A 16,298-nucleotide genomic window follows, 5' to 3' on the forward strand; every position below is an offset into this window, starting at 1 on the left:
TGACAATCCGTAATCGATGTTTTAAGCAGTGGGGCACTTTAAGTACCCCTTTATAAGTTATTTATCAGCTAGCTTCTTTTTAAGTTCGGCAAGCTCATCATCTATCTTTTCATTTTTTTGTAGGTCGGCAATTTCATCTGCAAGCGACTTTTTACCTAAATCGTAAGACTCTATTTGAGATTCTAGTCCATCAATTTTAGTTTCGTAGCGCTCAAAGCGATTAAGTGCATCTTCTACTTTAGAGCTATCAAGGGCTTTTTTCACTTCAAGGCGCGACTCAGCCGAACGTTGGCGTAAAATAATTGCCTTTTGACGTGCTTTAGCATCGGCTAGCTTTTCTTGTAGAGTGGTGACTTCTTGCTGAAGTTTCTCAATGTGAGACTCTACATGCTCAAGCTCAGACTCTACTGCTGCAACTGCTTCTGCCGATTTTTGCTTTTCAAGTAATGCTGAACGCGCTAAATCGTCGCGGTCTTTACTTAATGCAAGCTCTGCTTTGTCTTGCCAATCGCTTACTTGTGCTTTTAGTGTGTCTACACGACGTACTAATTCTTTTTTCTCAGCCAGTGTTTTAGCTGACGTAGAGCGCACCTCTACCAATGTGTCTTCCATCTCTTGGATAATAAGACGAACCATTTTTTCTGGGTCTTCTGCTTTATCTAAAATGGCATTGATATTAGAATTAACAATGTCTGCAAAACGCGAAAAAATTCCCATAACATTTACCTCTGTAATATAAACTTAGTTGGTCTGCTGTAACTAGTATCAATATGCTTGCCAACTTCTTAAAATCTAAAATACACTTTATTTTCATTAAGTTAAACTAAATATACAAATTCCTTTAGTTATCCCTGATTATGAAATACACTAACTGTTAGCAAAAATGACCAAGAGTTAGGAAAAATGAGCCAATATCGCCAACAGGATAATTTACTCGGCCAATCTGATAGCTTTTTAGCTGTACTTGATCAGGTATCGCAGTTAGCTAATTTAGATAAGCCAGTGCTTATTATTGGCGAGCGAGGAACCGGTAAAGAGCTTATAGCCGCCCGTTTACACTTTTTATCAAAGCGTTGGGATCAAAACTACGTAAAGCTTAACTGTGCAGCCCTTAACGAAAACCTCCTCGAAAGCGAATTATTTGGTCATGAAAGCGGTGCTTTTACCGGGGCAAGTAAACGCCACGAAGGTCGCTTTGAGCGCGCTAACAGCGGTACCTTATTTTTAGATGAACTGGCTAATACATCGGCCATGGTACAAGAAAAGCTTTTGCGCGTTATAGAATACGGTGAATTTGAGCGGGTCGGTGGTAAACACACCGTAAAGGTAGATACTCGTTTAGTGTGTGCCACCAACGAAGATTTACCCCACCTTGCAGAGCAGGGCGAATTTAGAAGTGACTTACTTGACCGCTTAGCCTTTGATGTAATTACCCTGCCACCACTGCGCGAACGTCAAGACGATATTATGCTACTCGCTGAGCAATTTGCCATGAATATGGCACGCGATTTAGAGTGGGAGTTATTTAGTGGCTTTACCCGCAGCGCCACCGAAACCCTGCTAAATTACGATTGGCCGGGTAATATACGCGAGCTTAAAAATGTAGTTGAGCGAAGTTTGTATCGTCATGGTAATGAACATATTCCCGTTCACCAGATTATTTTAGACCCATTTGAAAGCCGTTTTAGACCCAAAGCACGCATTAAAGCTCCTATTGCAACACCGGTTGCCCCGGCTGAGCCTACAACACTAGCCACACCTGTTAGCGAGCTTAGTAACGAGCTTAGCGCCCCAATTGAATTTCCGTGTAGCTTAAAAGAGCGCTCTAACGAATTTGAAATAAATATGATTAATAAAGCCCTTGAGCATAGTCAATTTAATCAAAAGAAAACTGCAGAAGTACTCGGTTTAACGTATCATCAATTACGTGGTTATCTTAAAAAATACAATTTATTAGAAGATAAATAGTTAGAGGTTATGCGAGTGCATAAAATACTACTTGTTTTACTAGCCAGCACCTTAACAGGCTGCTTTGATAGTAAAGAAGAAATAATAGAAGAGAAAAACCAAGGCCTCGTTTATTGCGCCGAAGCGAACCCTGTGTCGTTTAATCCGCAAGTAACAACCACTGGCTCAACTATTGATATTATTGCTAATCAGTTATTTGACCGTTTAATTAGTATTGACCCTGTTACTGCAGATTTTAAAAGTGAGCTGGCAACCGATTGGAAAATTAGCAACGATGGAAAGTCGGTCACCTTTACGCTGCGTAAAGGCGTAAAATTTCATTCTACCTCGTACTTTACCCCTACTCGCGATTTTAACGCTGATGATGTTATTTTTACCTTTAGCCGATTATTTGACGTGTACAACCCGTACCATTTTGTAGGCGATGCAAACTACCCGTATTTTCAAAGTGTGGGGCTCGATCAGCTTATTCGTAAAATTGTGCGCGTGTCTGACTATCAAGTGCGCTTTGAGCTATTTCACCCAGAAAGCAGTTTTTTAACGAACATGGCCACCGACTTTGCCGTGGTGCTGTCGCAAGAATACGCAATGCAATTAAAAGCGCGAGATCAAACTAATTTATTCGATCAGTACCCTATTGGCACAGGCCCCTACATTTATAAAGAGTACCGACGCGATCACTTAGTGCGCTTTTACCGCAACCCCCTTTATTGGAAGCACGATGTTGCCCTTGAACAGCTGGTTTACGACATTACGACAAACGGCACTACGCGCATAGCAAAAATGCTCACTAAAGAGTGCGATGTAACCGCCCACCCAAGTAGCGCACAACTGAGTATTTTAGCGCAACGTGACGATATTAACGTTGAAAAAGAAACCAATTTAAATATTGGTTATTGGGCCTTTAATACTGAGCGCGCCCCTTTTGATGACATTAGAGTGCGCAGAGCCCTTGCGCATGCAATTGATATAGACAAAATAATGCAAGCCGTTTATTACGGTAATGGTATACGCGCGCAATCTATTTTACCGCCGACCTCGTGGGGCTTTGAACCACAAGAAAACATGCCTATGTTTGACCCAGAGCTAGCTAAAAAACTACTCATAGAAGCGGGGTTACCGAATGGCTTTGATATGACCATTTGGGCAATGCCGGTGAGTCGAATATACAACCCTAATGCCCGTAAAATGGCTGAGCTGATGCAAAGCGATTTACGAAAAATAGGTGTTAACGTGAGTATTGTTGAGTACGAGTGGAATACTTTTATTCAGCGTATAGGTGAGCACCGCCACGATAGCGTATTACTCGGCTGGGCTGCCGATACCCCCGATCCAGATAACTTTTTTAGCCCATTGCTAAGCTGCACCGCCACTTTTAGCGGTAAAAACCCAGCCAATTGGTGTAACCCACAGTTTGACTTATTGCTTACCCAAGCGCTCGACACCACCGATTTAAGTTTGCGCAAACAATATTACGATCAGGTTCAAGCGCTGATTATTGATCAGCTCCCGTTGGTGCCTATTGCTCATGGTATGCGTTTTCAAGCAAATAGTGCCGATGTAGAAGGGATAACCCTTGGCCCATTTGGGGCTATTTCACTCGCAAATGCGAGGAAAAAATAATGATACTTGATTATATATTACGCCGCCTTGGCTTGTTTTTGTTCATGATTTTAATGCTAAGCATATTTACCTTTTCGCTTAGCTACTTGTTCCCAGGGGATCCGCTTAGCAACCTAAGTGGTATTCCTAGCGGTAATTTTTCTCAGCACAGTGAGCTTGAAGATAAATACATGTATGACAGCAACTACGTTATGCAGTATTTAGCATTTTTAGGGCGGATATTTCAAGGTGATTGGGGTGTGTCGTTTGCCTCGGGAGATAACGTTTTTCAGCACATTTTAGATTTAATCCCAGCAACTTTAGAGCTGTGTGTTTATGCGCTTATTGTATCGGTTGTGGTAGGTGTACCAGCAGGCATTTTAGCTTCAGCATACACACGCCGTTGGCCAGATAAATTAATTAGCTCTACCACCATGATTGGTTACTCTATTCCGGTTTTTTGGTTAGCACTGTTACTTATTATGATTTTTTCGCTCAAACTGGGCTGGTTTCCTATGTCGGGTAGAATGGGGTTACTATTTGAAATACCGCCTAATACCGGGTTTATATTAATCGATATTATGCTCGCAGGCTTCCCCTATAAAGGTGAAGCATTTATAGATGCACTGCATCACTTAACATTGCCGACCATAGTGCTAGCCATGTTTCCTACCACTGTTTTAGTGCGCTTTACCCGCGACTCTATGCTTAAAGTAATGGATCAAAGCTTTATAAAAACAGCCAGGGCAAAAGGCCTTAATCGCCGCCAATTAATCATGCATCATGCGCTGCGCAATGCGCTATTGCCGGTAATAAAACAAATAGGGCTGCAATTTAGTACACTTATTACGCTTGCAATGATAACCGAAGTTATTTTTTCTTGGCCGGGTATTGGCCGTTGGCTAATCGATAGTATTTACCAACGAGACTACCCTGCTATTCAAGGCGGTTTAATGGCGGTGTCTATGTTTGTTATTATTGCCACTATTGTTGCCGAGCTTACATATACTCTGTTCGACCCAATTTCGCGGAATCAGGCACATGGTAAAGTTTAAATTATTTTCTGAAGAGTCGAATAAATCGCCGCTGGCGCGTTTTTGGCGCAAATTTAAAAACAATCACCCCGCCTTGGTGGGGTTATGGATTTTTATGGCGTTTGCGCTATTGGCCGCCAGTGCGCCCTTTTTAGCGCCGTATGGGGTTAATCAACAACATAGCGATGCATTACTTATACCGCCGTCATGGCGAGAAATGGGCGATGTGCGATTTATTTTAGGCACCGATGATTTAGGACGCGATGTACTATCGCGCTTGATGAATGGCGCAACTTACACGTTTGGATTATCGGTGGTGGCTGCCTTTATTACTACCATTATTGGTGTGCTTGTTGGCACTTTTGCCGGCATTAGCCGCGGCCTTCGCTCAAGCTTTTTAAATCACTTGCTTGATATCACGCTCTCTATTCCGTCTTTGCTATTGGCGATTATTATTATCGCAGTGCTTGGGCCGGGCTTAATGAATACAGTGTGGGCTATTATATTGGCGTTATTACCGCAATTTATTCACTCTATTCGTAATTTAATTGTTGATGAGCTAAGCAAAGACTACATTACCGCTTTTAGGCTTGATGGTGCCTCTAACTGGCATATTTTGTCGCGGGGTATTTTTCCTAATATTTATGAACACATTGTGGTTATTTTTACCACCGCGCTTTCTACTGCTATTTTAGATATTGCCGCCTTAGGCTTTTTAAAACTAGGTGCACAGCCCCCTACTACCGAATGGGGCGCCATACTGGCTGAGAATTTAGGCCTTATATATTTAGCACCTTGGACCGTTGCGCTACCGGGTGTATTATTATTTTTAGCTGTTTTGTCTACCAATTTAGTAGGTGATGGCCTACGAAAAGTGCTTAAAGCACGTAAGGCTGATTAAATGCAATTACTCGACGTTAGAAATTTAACCATAGAGCTGCGTACCTCTGAAACGGTAATTCGCGCTGTAGACAGAGTCAGCTTTAGCCTAAAAGAAGGTGAAGTACATGGCTTGGTGGGTGAGTCGGGCTCAGGTAAAAGCTTAATAGCCAAAGCCATTGTTGGGGTACTTAACGAACGCTGGCATATAACAGCCGATAGAATGCATTGGCGCGGTGTTGATTTAATGCGCTTAACCCCAGAGCAACGCAGAAAAACAGTCAGCCAAGACATTGCGATGATTTACCAAGACCCTAGCCGCTGCCTTGACCCGACCGCTAAAATATTTGACCAAATAGCCGAAACACTGCCTGAAACATCCACTAAAGGCTTTTTTTTAAAGCGCAATAGAGAACGTAAAGACCGCGTAAAAGCACTTATTCATAAAGTGGGTATTAAAAACCACGACGCTGTGCTTGATAGTTACCCGCACGAGCTCTCAGAAGGCGTGTGCCAAAAAGTCATGATTGCCATGGCCATAGCGCGCACTCCTAAGCTACTAATTGCTGATGAGCCGACTACAGCGCTTGAAAGCACCACCCGCGCACAGGTATTTAGGTTGCTAAAAAGCTTAAATCAATTAAAAAACATGTCTATTTTGATGATTTCTCATGAGCTTGAAGAAATAGCCGACTGGTCGCACGGTATTCATGTTTTATATTGTGGGCAAATGGTTGAAGCCGGCCCTACGCAACGTATTTTTCGCCAGCCTCGCCATCCTTACACGCAAGCGTTATTAAAAAGCTTACCCAATTATGAGCAAGGCTTAGCACACAAAGAACCCTTTTATGCACTTAAAGGCACTATCCCTACTTTGCAACATTTACCTATAGGTTGCCGATTAGGCCCACGCTGCCCTCAAGCACAAAAAGAATGTGTAATTACCCCTGCACTTACTAAGCACCATGGGCATAGCTATGCGTGTCATTTTCCGCTTATTAAGGAGATGAAGTAATGCAACCGGTATTAAAAGTACAAGCGCTTTGTAAAACCTTTAACATACGTGCCGGTTTATTTAGCCGCAAAAAATTTGAGGTACTAAAAAATATCTCTTTTTGTGTGGGCAAAGGCGAAACAATCGCAGTAATCGGTGAAACCGGTGCGGGTAAAAGTACACTCGCTAAATTACTCGCAGGGGCCGATAGCGCTGACAGTGGGCAAATTTTATTAGAAAGTAATATTATTGAAGATGATGGTGTGCGCGATGATCAATGTCGACATATCCGCATGATATTCCAAGACTCCGCTGCCTCGCTCAATCCGGGTCTCACCATAGGTGATATGCTAGATGATTGCTTGCAGTATAATACCGATTCAGACCAACTCGCTCGCCAAGAAAAAATAGATGCCACGCTTTCTAAAGTGGGGCTGCTAATCGATCATCAACATTATTACCCTCACATGTTTAGTGTAGGCCAATTGCAGCGTGTAGCGTTGGCGCGGGCGCTCATTTTAGACCCTAAAGTGGTGGTGCTTGATGAAGCACTGTCGGCTTTAGATCCCTCCGTTCGTGCGCAAACAGTTAACTTATTACTTAAGCTGCAAAAAGAAACCGGTCTAACTTATGTACTCATTACGCACCATTTAAGTTTAGTGCGCCATATCAGCGATCAGCTAGTGGTGCTTGAAAAAGGTGAGGTAGTAGAATATGGGCGTACCGAAGAGGTGTTTCAAAATCCGCAATCAAAAGTAACACAGCGCCTAATATGCTGTTAATTCAAAGCTTATATTTATAAGCAACACTGCCTAATCATTTTACTAAGCACATTGAAGTTATAAAAAAGGCGCGTTACTTATAAAGTAACGCGCCTTTTTTAATGTGTCGCGATTATTCTGCTGCTTGCTCTACCACAGGTAGGTTTAGCTCAGCTTTAGCCTTTAAAGACTCAATAAACGCTAAGTAGTTTTTGTTAGCTTGCGCCATAGTAATGTTTTGCTGTACTTGCGGGTCGATATTTGCGGTTACTTGCGCATCGCTTACCGATTTAAGTGCAACAATTGCCGCATCGCCGTTGTTTAAATCAACCACGTCTGTGCTTGGTGCATCATTAGGACGAGGCATTTTAAACGCTTGCGTTACAATAGCAGGCGAAACCGTGTAGCTTTGACGCGTTAAGCTCGCTTCTTCACGTACCGTTAGGTTTTGCTCACTGGCCACATCGCTTAGCGTTTTACCTGCTTGAACTTGTGCAAATAACTCACGTGCTTTTTCTTTAGCAAGTGTTGATGCTTTTTCATTAACTAAACGTGTTTTGATTTGCTCACTCACTTGCGCAAGCGGTTTAGTTGCAGATGGCTCGTATTTATTTACACGTACTACAATAACGTGCTCATCACCTAGCTCAATTACTTCTGAGTTTACTTTATCTTCAAGTAATTCTACTGAGAACAACTGAGAAATTACCGCAGGTGTATTAAGTGGCTCTGGTAATGCATTACGTGCAACAAGTGGCGTGGTTTTAACTTCAACGTCTGCCACTTCTGCTGCATCGTCTAAACGGTCAGAAATTTCAAATGCTAAGGCACCCATTTCTGTTTGCTTTTCGTAAAACGCATCTACTTTTTCAGTTTGCTCAAGCTCTGCACGTAAGTCGGCTTTTACGTCGTCATACGCTTTTACTTGCTCTGGCTGTAAGTCAGTAAGTTTAATGATGTGATAACCAAACTCTGATGCTACAACTTCTGAAATATCACCTTTGCTTTGAAGCGCAAATGCAGCATCTTCAAAAGCTGGGTCCATTACATCGCGCTCAATCCACTCTAGGTCGCCGCCCATTTCGCCACTCACAACATCATCAGATGATGACTCTGCAAGCTGTGCAAAATCAGCACCTTGCTCTAACTGCTCATGTAATGTGTTGGCTTTTTCAAGCGCGGCATCATCATCTTCGCTGTTATCAATTAAAATGTGCGATACACGGCGTTTTTCAGGCTCGATGTATTGTGCTTTATTTTGCTCATAATACGCTTTTACGTCGTCTTCTGTTACCGACTCTACGGTGATATCTTGTGCTTTAAGCTCAATGTAATCAACCGATACACGCTCTGGCGATAAAAATTGTGATGCGTTTAGCTCGTAGTAATCAGCAATTTCTTGCTCAGATACGTCTACGTTTGCTTGTAACGCTTCTTTGCTTAACACAAGGTAGTCTATGCTACGCGTTTGCTGCTGCAGGGCTGCAGCGCGTTTAAGCTCGTTTTCAAGTGCAAACTCAGTACCAGCAACCGCAGACACTAATTGGCTGCGTGTCATGTCTTTACGTAAGTACTCACGAAAAGCATCTGGTTGAAAGTTCATTTGACGAATTACTTGTAGGTAACGGTCGTTATTAAATTTTTCACCAATTTGAAAGTAAGGTAGTTCTAAAATTGTTTTACGTACGCTGTCGTCGCTTACGCGAAGGCCTAAATCTGCCGCTAATTGTGATTGCAATTCTTGTTGTACTAAGCGGTCAATTACACCTTGACGAATTTGCGCCATGTAATTTGGATCTGCACTGATTTGTGCAAAGTATTCGCCAAATTGTTGCTCTAAACGGCTACGTTCGTTTTGATAAGCACGATTAAATTCGGTTTGGCTAATTTTAATTCCATTTACTTCAGCAACGGGTTGTTCTGGGGTTTGACCTAAGTAACTACCGATCCCTGCTAAGGCAAAAGATAAAATCACCGCGCCTAAAATTATTTTGGCTACAGGACCCTGTGAGCCCTCTCTGATTTTCTCAAGCATTTGTTTATCTCTTATTGATCAAGGTATTTTACCTTGTCATATGTAAAAAAAGCGTATCTTACCAGATACGCTTTTTCACTTGAAGTAACTGGCGGTGAAGTTACTTAATTCATCGATTAGGATAATTAAGTTTATATACACTCGCCATAACTAATCTGTATTTAAACAGTGATTAGTTTACTGCGTCTTTCAGCGCTTTACCGGCTTTGAAAGAAGGAATATTTGCCGCAGCGATTTGGATAGTTTCACCAGTTTGTGGGTTACGGCCTGAACGAGCAGCACGCTCGCGTACTGAGAAAGTACCAAAACCTACAAGTGCAACTGAATCGCCATCTTTAAGCGCTCCAGATACAGACTCGATGAATGAATCTAGTGCACGACCTGCAGCCGCTTTAGAAATGTCAGCGTCAGCTGCGATTTGATCGATTAATTGAGATTTATTCACAATATCATCCTCTTTCATTGTTATTATCAAGAGCGATTGTTTTTTAAACTAACATCACTTTTTTGAAAATTTTAGAGCAAACTTTTAATGCTCACATGATTATATTTTTCTTAAGCCTAGGCCCCATAAGGGCTAGGCTCGAAAACCAGTGCTTAACTTATCATACCGATTAGATTTGAAAAGCCCTTTAAAGCACTTTTTTTGGGTTTTTTATTGGTTTTTCGGTGTTTCGACTGAAAAACTCTCAACAGGATGCACTAAAGCTAACTTTAATACTTCATCAATCCATGTAACTGGGTGAACATCTAAGCCTGCCAGTACGTTATCTGGGATCTCTTTTAAGTCACGTTCGTTAATTTTAGGAATGATGACTGTTTTAATTCCACCACGGTGTGCAGCAAGTAGTTTCTCTTTTAAACCACCAATAGGCAGTACTTCACCGCGCAGTGTTATTTCACCTGTCATTGCTACATCGGCTTTAACGGGGTTACCTGTTAAGCTAGATACTAAACCCGTTACCATTGCTGCACCGGCGCTTGGACCATCTTTAGGGGTCGCACCCTCGGGTACATGCACATGAATGTCGCGTTTTTCGTAAAAATCGTTATTAATACGGAACGTATCAGCACGATTACGAACCACCGTCATGGCCGCTTGTATCGACTCTTGCATTACATCGCCTAGTGAGCCTGTGTAGCTTAGTTTGCCTTTACCTGGCACAGCCGCACATTCAATGGTCAGTAAATCGCCGCCTACTTCGGTCCACGCTAAGCCTGTTACCTGGCCAATGCGATCGCCGTCTTCGGCTTTACCGTAGTCGTAGCGCTGTACACCTAAAAACTCTTCTAGGTTATCTTGATTGATAGTGACTGTTTTAGTCTCTTTATCAAGTAAGATATTTTTAACGGCTTTACGACAGAGTTTAGATACTTCGCGCTCTAAATTACGTACGCCCGCTTCACGCGTGTAGTAACGAATAATGCCAATAATTGCACTGTCTTCTATTACTAGCTCAGAAGGTTTTAAACCATTGCGTTTAACTTGCTTAGTAATTAAGTGCTCTTTTGCAATGTTTAGCTTTTCATCTTCGGTGTAACCCGATAAGCGAATAACTTCCATTCTGTCCAATAATGGACCAGGAATATTAAAGCTGTTTGATGTTGCTACAAACATTACATCCGATAAATCGTAATCAACTTCTAAGTAGTGATCAGCAAAGTGGCTGTTTTGCTCCGGATCGAGCACCTCTAATAGTGCTGATGCTGGGTCGCCGCGCATATCTGATGACATTTTGTCGATTTCATCTAACAAGAATAATGGGTTTTTAACGCCCACTTTTGTCATGTTTTGAATCAGCTTACCTGGCATAGAGCCAATGTAAGTACGACGATGACCACGAATTTCAGCTTCGTCGCGTACGCCACCTAATGCCATACGAACATATTTACGACCCGTAGAGCGTGCAATAGACTGCCCGAGTGACGTTTTACCTACACCCGGTGGTCCTACTAAACATAAAATAGGCCCTTTAAGCTTATTGGTACGTTGTTGCACCGCGAGGTATTCAATTATGCGTTCTTTAACTTTATCTAAGCCATGGTGATCGCTATCAAGAATTTTTTGCGCGCCTGCTAAGTCTTTTTTCACTTTAGAGCGTTTTTTCCATGGTACGTTAATTAACGTATCAATGTATGAACGCACTACAGTGGCCTCTGCAGACATTGGCGACATCATTTTAAGCTTATTAAGCTCAGCTGATGCTTTTTCTTTCGCTTCTTCTGGCATACCTGATTCTTCAATACGCTTTTTAAGCGCTTCAAATTCGTCAGGTACATCATCAAGCTCACCAAGTTCTTTTTGAATGGCTTTCATTTGCTCGTTGAGGTAGTACTCGCGCTGAGATTTTTCCATCTGCTTTTTCACGCGGGTACGAATTTTTTTCTCAACTTGCAATAAGTCTATCTCACCTTCCATCAGTGCCATTAAGTATTCTAAGCGCTCTGTAACGCTTGAAATTTCTAACACTTTTTGTTTTTCAGGCACTTTTAAGGGCATATGCGCTGCCATTGTATCGGCAAGGCGTGCTGGCTCATCAATACCTGAAACAGAGGTTAATACCTCAGGTGGAATTTTTTTATTAAGTTTTACATAGCCTTCAAACTGGCTAACAGCGCTGCGGATGAAAATATCTTGCTCTTGCTCATCCACTGAATCAGATTCGATGAACTGAGCATTCGCTACAAAAAACTCATCGTTATCTACAAATTCTACAATTTGTGCGCGCTGCGTACCTTCAACTAAAACTTTAACTGTACCGTCTGGTAACTTTAATAACTGAAGTACAGTAGCAATAGTACCGATACGGTAAATATCGTCTTGCTCAGGTTCGTCTACAGTTGCATCTTTTTGTGCAACCAAGAAAATTTGTTTGTCTTTATCCATTGCCGCTTCGAGGCATTTTATTGATTTTTCACGGCCTACAAAAAGCGGGATCACCATGTGCGGATATACCACAACATCGCGCAGTGCTAACACTGGGATTTCGACTCGATCGGTTCTCTCAAGCGTCATTATAGTTTCTCTTCGCACTTCATTTATTTAAAAGATTACTCAAGTATATGGGGATAATCTAATTAAAGTTCAACAATTTTCCCCAACTCGTTCAAATTAATTATAAAAAAAGGAGCCTAAGGCTCCTTTTTTATACAAATAGCTTAAAAACTACTCTGATGCAGCTTTATCTTGATTATTGTTTTCATAAATCAAGATTGGGTCAGATTCACCTTTAATCACGGTTTCATCTATAACCACTTTGCTTACATCATCCATTGATGGCAGCTCATACATAGTATCAAGCAGTACGCCTTCAACAATTGAGCGAAGTCCGCGAGCACCTGTTTTACGCTCCATTGCTTTGTGAGCAATAGCGCTTAGTGCATCATCACGGAACTCTAATTCAACGTCTTCCATACCAAACAATACAGAGAACTGTTTAGTAATGGCGTTTTTAGGTTCACTTAATATTTGTACAAGTGCCGCTTCATCAAGCTCAGTTAATGTAGCAACAACAGGTAAACGACCAATAAACTCAGGAATTAAGCCGTACTTAACTAAATCTTCTGGCTCTACGTCTTTAAATGTTTCGCTTAAAGAGCGGCTCGACGCTGACTCTTTAACGTTAACACCAAAGCCAATTCCGGTATTTTTATGGCTACGCTGTTCGATTACTTTATCTAGGCCTGCAAAGGCACCACCACAGATAAATAAAATCTTAGAGGTATCAACCTGTAAAAACTCTTGCTGCGGGTGCTTACGACCACCTTGTGGTGGTACTGAGGCAACCGTGCCTTCAATTAGTTTAAGCAGCGCTTGTTGTACGCCCTCACCCGACACGTCACGTGTAATAGATGGGTTATCTGATTTACGCGAAATTTTGTCAATTTCATCAATGTAAACAATACCACGTTGCGCTTTTTCTACGTCGTAATCACATTTTTGTAGCAGTTTTTGAATGATGTTTTCTACATCTTCACCTACATAGCCGGCTTCGGTTAGTGTAGTTGCATCTGCCATAGTAAACGGTACATCAAGTAAACGCGCAAGTGTTTCTGCCAGTAATGTTTTACCACTACCTGTAGGGCCAATAAGCAAAATGTTACTTTTACCTAGTTCTACTTCTTGCTTTGTAGATTGGTTACGTAGGCGCTTGTAGTGATTGTATACCGCTACAGACAATACTTTTTTAGCATGGTCTTGACCAATTACGTAGTCATCTAAGTGATTACGAATTTCTTTTGGCACAGGTAGTTTATCAGACGAATTATGCTTAGGAGCAATGTCTTTGATTTCTTCCCTGATAATATCGTTACACAGCTCTACACATTCATCACAAATGTATACTGAAGGACCTGCAATTAATTTACGCACTTCGTGTTGGCTTTTGCCACAAAAAGAGCAGTATAACAATTTATTACTTTTGTCGCCGTCTGTAGGAGTGTCAGACATTCAGCTACCTCTTTTATACGTTGGCTGCCAAATAAGGTTGGCAACTATTTCAAATTCGCTTTTAACTATACCAAAATTTACTGGTTTTCGCATAGTAACTCAAAGTGGCAAGCAATTATTTGCTTGCCTACACGCTTACTTGCTTTCGCGACTTGTAAACACTGAGTCAACCAGGCCGTAATCTACAGCTTGTGATGCACTCATAAAGTTATCACGGTCAGTATCGCGTGAAATAACATCTAATGGCTGGCCTGTATGCTCTGCCATTAAGCGGTTAAGTTTGTCTTTAATAGACAGAATTTCTTTTGCGTGTATTTCAAAGTCAGATGCTTGACCTTGGAAACCACCTAACGGTTGGTGAATCATTACACGTGAGTTTGGTAAACAAAAACGCTTACCTTTAGCGCCAGCAGTAAGCAAAAATGCGCCCATGCTTGCCGCTTGGCCAACACAAATTGTACTTACATCTGGTTTGATGAAGTTCATTGTATCGTAAATTGCCATACCAGCGGTTACCGAACCACCTGGTGAATTAATATATAAAAAGATATCTTTTTCAGGGTTCTCTGATTCTAAAAATAGCATTTGCGCTAAAATTAGGTTTGCCATGTTGTCTTCAACTTGGCCCGTTAAAAAGATAATTCGCTCTTTTAATAGACGCGAATAAATGTCATACGAGCGCTCACCTTTAGCTGTTTGTTCAACAACCATAGGGACTAATGCATTTAGGGGATCTGTCATACCAGTGTTCATACTTTTTTAATTCCTTATGCGCTTATGCTTTTTCTTACTAAAGGAAGCATAGTTATCATTTTTCGCAAATTATGGGGCACAAACTAAAATGGCCCGGGCACACTGCATAAACAGAGTAACACGAGCCATTTAATCGTTAGCGAGCGCTTAAGTCAATGACTTATTAAGCACCTTGCTGAGGATTCATGATGTCATCAAATGCTTTTTCAACGTCAGACACGTTTGCTTTAGCTAAAATAGCTTCAACAGCTTGCTCTTCCATTGCAACATTACGCATTTGCTGCATAAGTTGATCATTTGCTTTGTAGTATTCTACTACTTCAGTTGGATCTTCGTAAGCAGATGCAACTGTAGCAATTAATGCTTCAACTTTTTCATCATCAACTTTGATATCGTTTGCTTTGATCACTTCACCTAGTAATAGGCCAGTTTTAACGCGAGTTACAGCTTGCTCGTGGAACAATTCAGCTGGAAGCTCAGGCATGTTTTTAGCGTCGCCACCAAAACGTTGAGCTGCTTGCTGACGTAGTGCGTCAACTTCTTGATCAATAAGTGCTTTAGGCACTTCGATTTCGTTGTTTTCTAAAAGACCTTTAATCGCTTGGTCTTTCACGTTAGCTTTAACCGCTTGGTCTAGCTCACGTTTCATGTTCTTTTTAACTTCTTCTTTAAGCGCGTCTACGCCGCCTTCGGTAACACCGAACTTAGTTGCAAACTCTTCGCTTAATTCAGGTAGCTCTTGTGCTTCAACTTTTTTCACTGTGATAGTGAATTGAGCCGCTTTACCTTTCAGGTTTTCAGCGTGGTAATCTTCAGGGAAAGTTACATCAGCAACTACTTCTTCGCCTGCTTTTTTACCAACGATGTTGTCTTCAAAACCTGGGATCATACGACCTTGGCCAAGCTCAAGTGGGAAGTCTTCAGCTTTGCCGCCTTCAAACTCTTCACCGTCGATAGTACCTACGAAATCAACTGTTACACGGTCGTTTTCGCCAGCAGCTGCGTCAACATCAGCCCAAGAAGCGTGTTGCTTACGAAGTGTTTCTAGCATGTTTGCTAAATCTTCGTCAGTTACTGTTACTGCTGGTTTTTCTACTGCAATTTTGTCTAAACCTTGAACTTCAACTTCAGGGTATACTTCAAACGTTGCTGTAAACTCTAAATCTTTACCTGCTTCAAGTGATTTAGGTGCAAATGATGGTGCGCCAGCAGGATTAATTTTTTCAGCAACAATTGCTTCAATGTAGTTACGCTGCATTACTTCGCCAGCTACTTCTTGACGAACCGCAGGTCCAAAACGCTTGTTAATTACTGAAACTGGTACTTTACCAGCACGGAAGCCATCGATACGCTGCGTTTTTGACAGTTGTTGTAAGCGTTTTTTTACTTCGGTCTCAACGTTCTCTGCAGGAACGGTGATGGTCAGACGGCGCTCAAGGCCTTGAGTCGTCTCAACAGAAACTTGCATGATTTACCTCAATATTCAATTTTGGCGACTGTTCGCCTTCCTTACAAACAAAGTAATCTTCATGAGTCTTGATAAATTTTAAAGCGATTTTTCACTAAAAAGCATCCGTCACTACCATGAGATCCCATTGCTGCTCTGCCCTTCGGGCACTATGTTAAACAATAGACGCGGCATTATAACCTAATAATTATGATAGTCGAGTGTAGGGGGCAATTATTTGGACTAGTTTAGCTACGATCGAGACCAACTGCGTAAAAAACAGACTAACTGGTTCGTTAAAGCGATATTTTAGTAGGAAGTAAATAGAAGTTATTGTTGAGTGATTACTCGTTTACTTTCTTTAAGGTTAAGAAA

At 41.6% G+C, this 16,298-nt stretch carries 13 protein-coding genes; 6 read left to right on the forward strand and 7 right to left on the reverse strand.

Annotated elements, in window-relative coordinates:
- Positions 1-57 precede the first annotated feature (57 nt).
- Positions 58-717 (reverse strand): phage shock protein PspA, encoded by a 660-nt coding sequence (pspA, locus tag PAT01_RS08125; RefSeq protein ID WP_004586906.1) that lies wholly within the window; start codon positions 715-717, stop codon positions 58-60.
- 186 nt (positions 718-903) lie between these two features.
- On the opposite strand from pspA, the gene pspF reads away from it, so the two are divergent.
- Genes pspF through PAT01_RS08155 form a run of 6 tightly spaced genes read left to right on the forward strand, consistent with a single transcriptional unit; the run spans position 904 to position 7,259 of the window.
- On the forward strand, positions 904-1,968 hold the full coding sequence (pspF, locus tag PAT01_RS08130; RefSeq protein ID WP_055253116.1) for a phage shock protein operon transcriptional activator: 1,065 nt from the start codon (positions 904-906) through the stop codon (positions 1,966-1,968).
- Between the two features lie 15 nt (positions 1,969-1,983).
- Positions 1,984-3,591: an ABC transporter substrate-binding protein gene (locus PAT01_RS08135; RefSeq protein WP_096739311.1), complete on the forward strand. Its 1,608-nt coding sequence runs from the start codon at positions 1,984-1,986 to the stop codon at positions 3,589-3,591.
- Positions 3,591-4,625 carry an ABC transporter permease gene (locus PAT01_RS08140; protein ID WP_004586903.1) on the forward strand — a complete coding sequence of 345 codons (1,035 nt, stop codon included), beginning with the start codon at positions 3,591-3,593 and terminating at the stop codon, positions 4,623-4,625. The genes PAT01_RS08135 and PAT01_RS08140 overlap by 1 nt, the downstream gene beginning before the upstream one ends.
- Positions 4,612-5,505, forward strand: a complete 894-nt coding sequence (locus PAT01_RS08145) for an ABC transporter permease subunit (RefSeq protein ID WP_024033801.1) — start codon at positions 4,612-4,614, stop codon at positions 5,503-5,505. Before PAT01_RS08140 ends, PAT01_RS08145 begins: the two co-directional genes overlap by 14 nt.
- The gene (locus PAT01_RS08150; protein WP_004586901.1) at positions 5,506-6,498 is read left to right on the forward strand and encodes a peptide ABC transporter ATP-binding protein; all 993 of its coding nucleotides are present in this window, start codon (positions 5,506-5,508) and stop codon (positions 6,496-6,498) included.
- On the forward strand, positions 6,498-7,259 hold the full coding sequence (locus tag PAT01_RS08155) for an ATP-binding cassette domain-containing protein (protein WP_004586900.1): 762 nt from the start codon (positions 6,498-6,500) through the stop codon (positions 7,257-7,259). Before PAT01_RS08150 ends, PAT01_RS08155 begins: the two co-directional genes overlap by 1 nt.
- Positions 7,260-7,371: 112 nt before the next feature.
- On the opposite strand, the gene PAT01_RS08160 is transcribed toward PAT01_RS08155, so the two are convergent.
- From PAT01_RS08160 to tig, 6 genes are all read right to left on the reverse strand, one after another.
- On the reverse strand, positions 7,372-9,273 hold the full coding sequence (locus PAT01_RS08160; RefSeq protein WP_154945309.1) for a SurA N-terminal domain-containing protein: 1,902 nt from the start codon (positions 9,271-9,273) through the stop codon (positions 7,372-7,374).
- Positions 9,274-9,445: 172 nt separating this feature from the next.
- Complete coding sequence (locus PAT01_RS08165; protein ID WP_286247754.1) at positions 9,446-9,745, reverse strand: HU family DNA-binding protein; 300 nt, start codon at positions 9,743-9,745, stop codon at positions 9,446-9,448.
- Between the two features lie 183 nt (positions 9,746-9,928).
- The gene (gene lon / locus PAT01_RS08170; RefSeq protein ID WP_154945310.1) at positions 9,929-12,289 is read right to left on the reverse strand and encodes an endopeptidase La; all 2,361 of its coding nucleotides are present in this window, start codon (positions 12,287-12,289) and stop codon (positions 9,929-9,931) included.
- A 150-nt stretch (positions 12,290-12,439) separates the two neighbouring features.
- On the reverse strand, positions 12,440-13,723 hold the full coding sequence (gene clpX / locus PAT01_RS08175) for an ATP-dependent protease ATP-binding subunit ClpX (RefSeq protein WP_004586896.1): 1,284 nt from the start codon (positions 13,721-13,723) through the stop codon (positions 12,440-12,442).
- A 135-nt stretch (positions 13,724-13,858) separates the two neighbouring features.
- A complete protein-coding gene (clpP, locus tag PAT01_RS08180) occupies positions 13,859-14,476 on the reverse strand; it encodes an ATP-dependent Clp endopeptidase proteolytic subunit ClpP (protein ID WP_055253119.1) in 618 nt (205 codons plus the stop codon).
- A 163-nt stretch (positions 14,477-14,639) separates the two neighbouring features.
- Positions 14,640-15,944: a trigger factor gene (gene tig, locus PAT01_RS08185; RefSeq protein ID WP_138578448.1), complete on the reverse strand. Its 1,305-nt coding sequence runs from the start codon at positions 15,942-15,944 to the stop codon at positions 14,640-14,642.
- Between the last annotated feature and the right edge of the window lie 354 nt (positions 15,945-16,298).

The sequence above is a fragment of the Pseudoalteromonas atlantica genome, assembly GCA_007988745.1.
GTDB classification, from domain to species: domain Bacteria; phylum Pseudomonadota; class Gammaproteobacteria; order Enterobacterales; family Alteromonadaceae; genus Pseudoalteromonas; species Pseudoalteromonas atlantica.

Coding starts and splice junctions, on each gene's coding strand:
- PAT01_RS08160 (WP_154945309.1), bottom strand. CDS start 9,273: ATGCTTGAGAAAATCAGAGAGGGCTCACAGGGTCCTGTAGCCAAAATA.
- pspF (WP_055253116.1), top strand. CDS start 904: ATGAGCCAATATCGCCAACAGGATAATTTACTCGGCCAATCTGATAGC.
- pspA (WP_004586906.1), bottom strand. CDS start 717: ATGGGAATTTTTTCGCGTTTTGCAGACATTGTTAATTCTAATATCAAT.
- tig (WP_138578448.1), bottom strand. CDS start 15,944: ATGCAAGTTTCTGTTGAGACGACTCAAGGCCTTGAGCGCCGTCTGACC.
- PAT01_RS08150 (WP_004586901.1), top strand. CDS start 5,506: ATGCAATTACTCGACGTTAGAAATTTAACCATAGAGCTGCGTACCTCT.
- clpX (WP_004586896.1), bottom strand. CDS start 13,723: ATGTCTGACACTCCTACAGACGGCGACAAAAGTAATAAATTGTTATAC.
- PAT01_RS08155 (WP_004586900.1), top strand. CDS start 6,498: ATGCAACCGGTATTAAAAGTACAAGCGCTTTGTAAAACCTTTAACATA.
- PAT01_RS08145 (WP_024033801.1), top strand. CDS start 4,612: ATGGTAAAGTTTAAATTATTTTCTGAAGAGTCGAATAAATCGCCGCTG.
- lon (WP_154945310.1), bottom strand. CDS start 12,289: ATGACGCTTGAGAGAACCGATCGAGTCGAAATCCCAGTGTTAGCACTG.
- PAT01_RS08140 (WP_004586903.1), top strand. CDS start 3,591: ATGATACTTGATTATATATTACGCCGCCTTGGCTTGTTTTTGTTCATG.
- clpP (WP_055253119.1), bottom strand. CDS start 14,476: ATGAACACTGGTATGACAGATCCCCTAAATGCATTAGTCCCTATGGTT.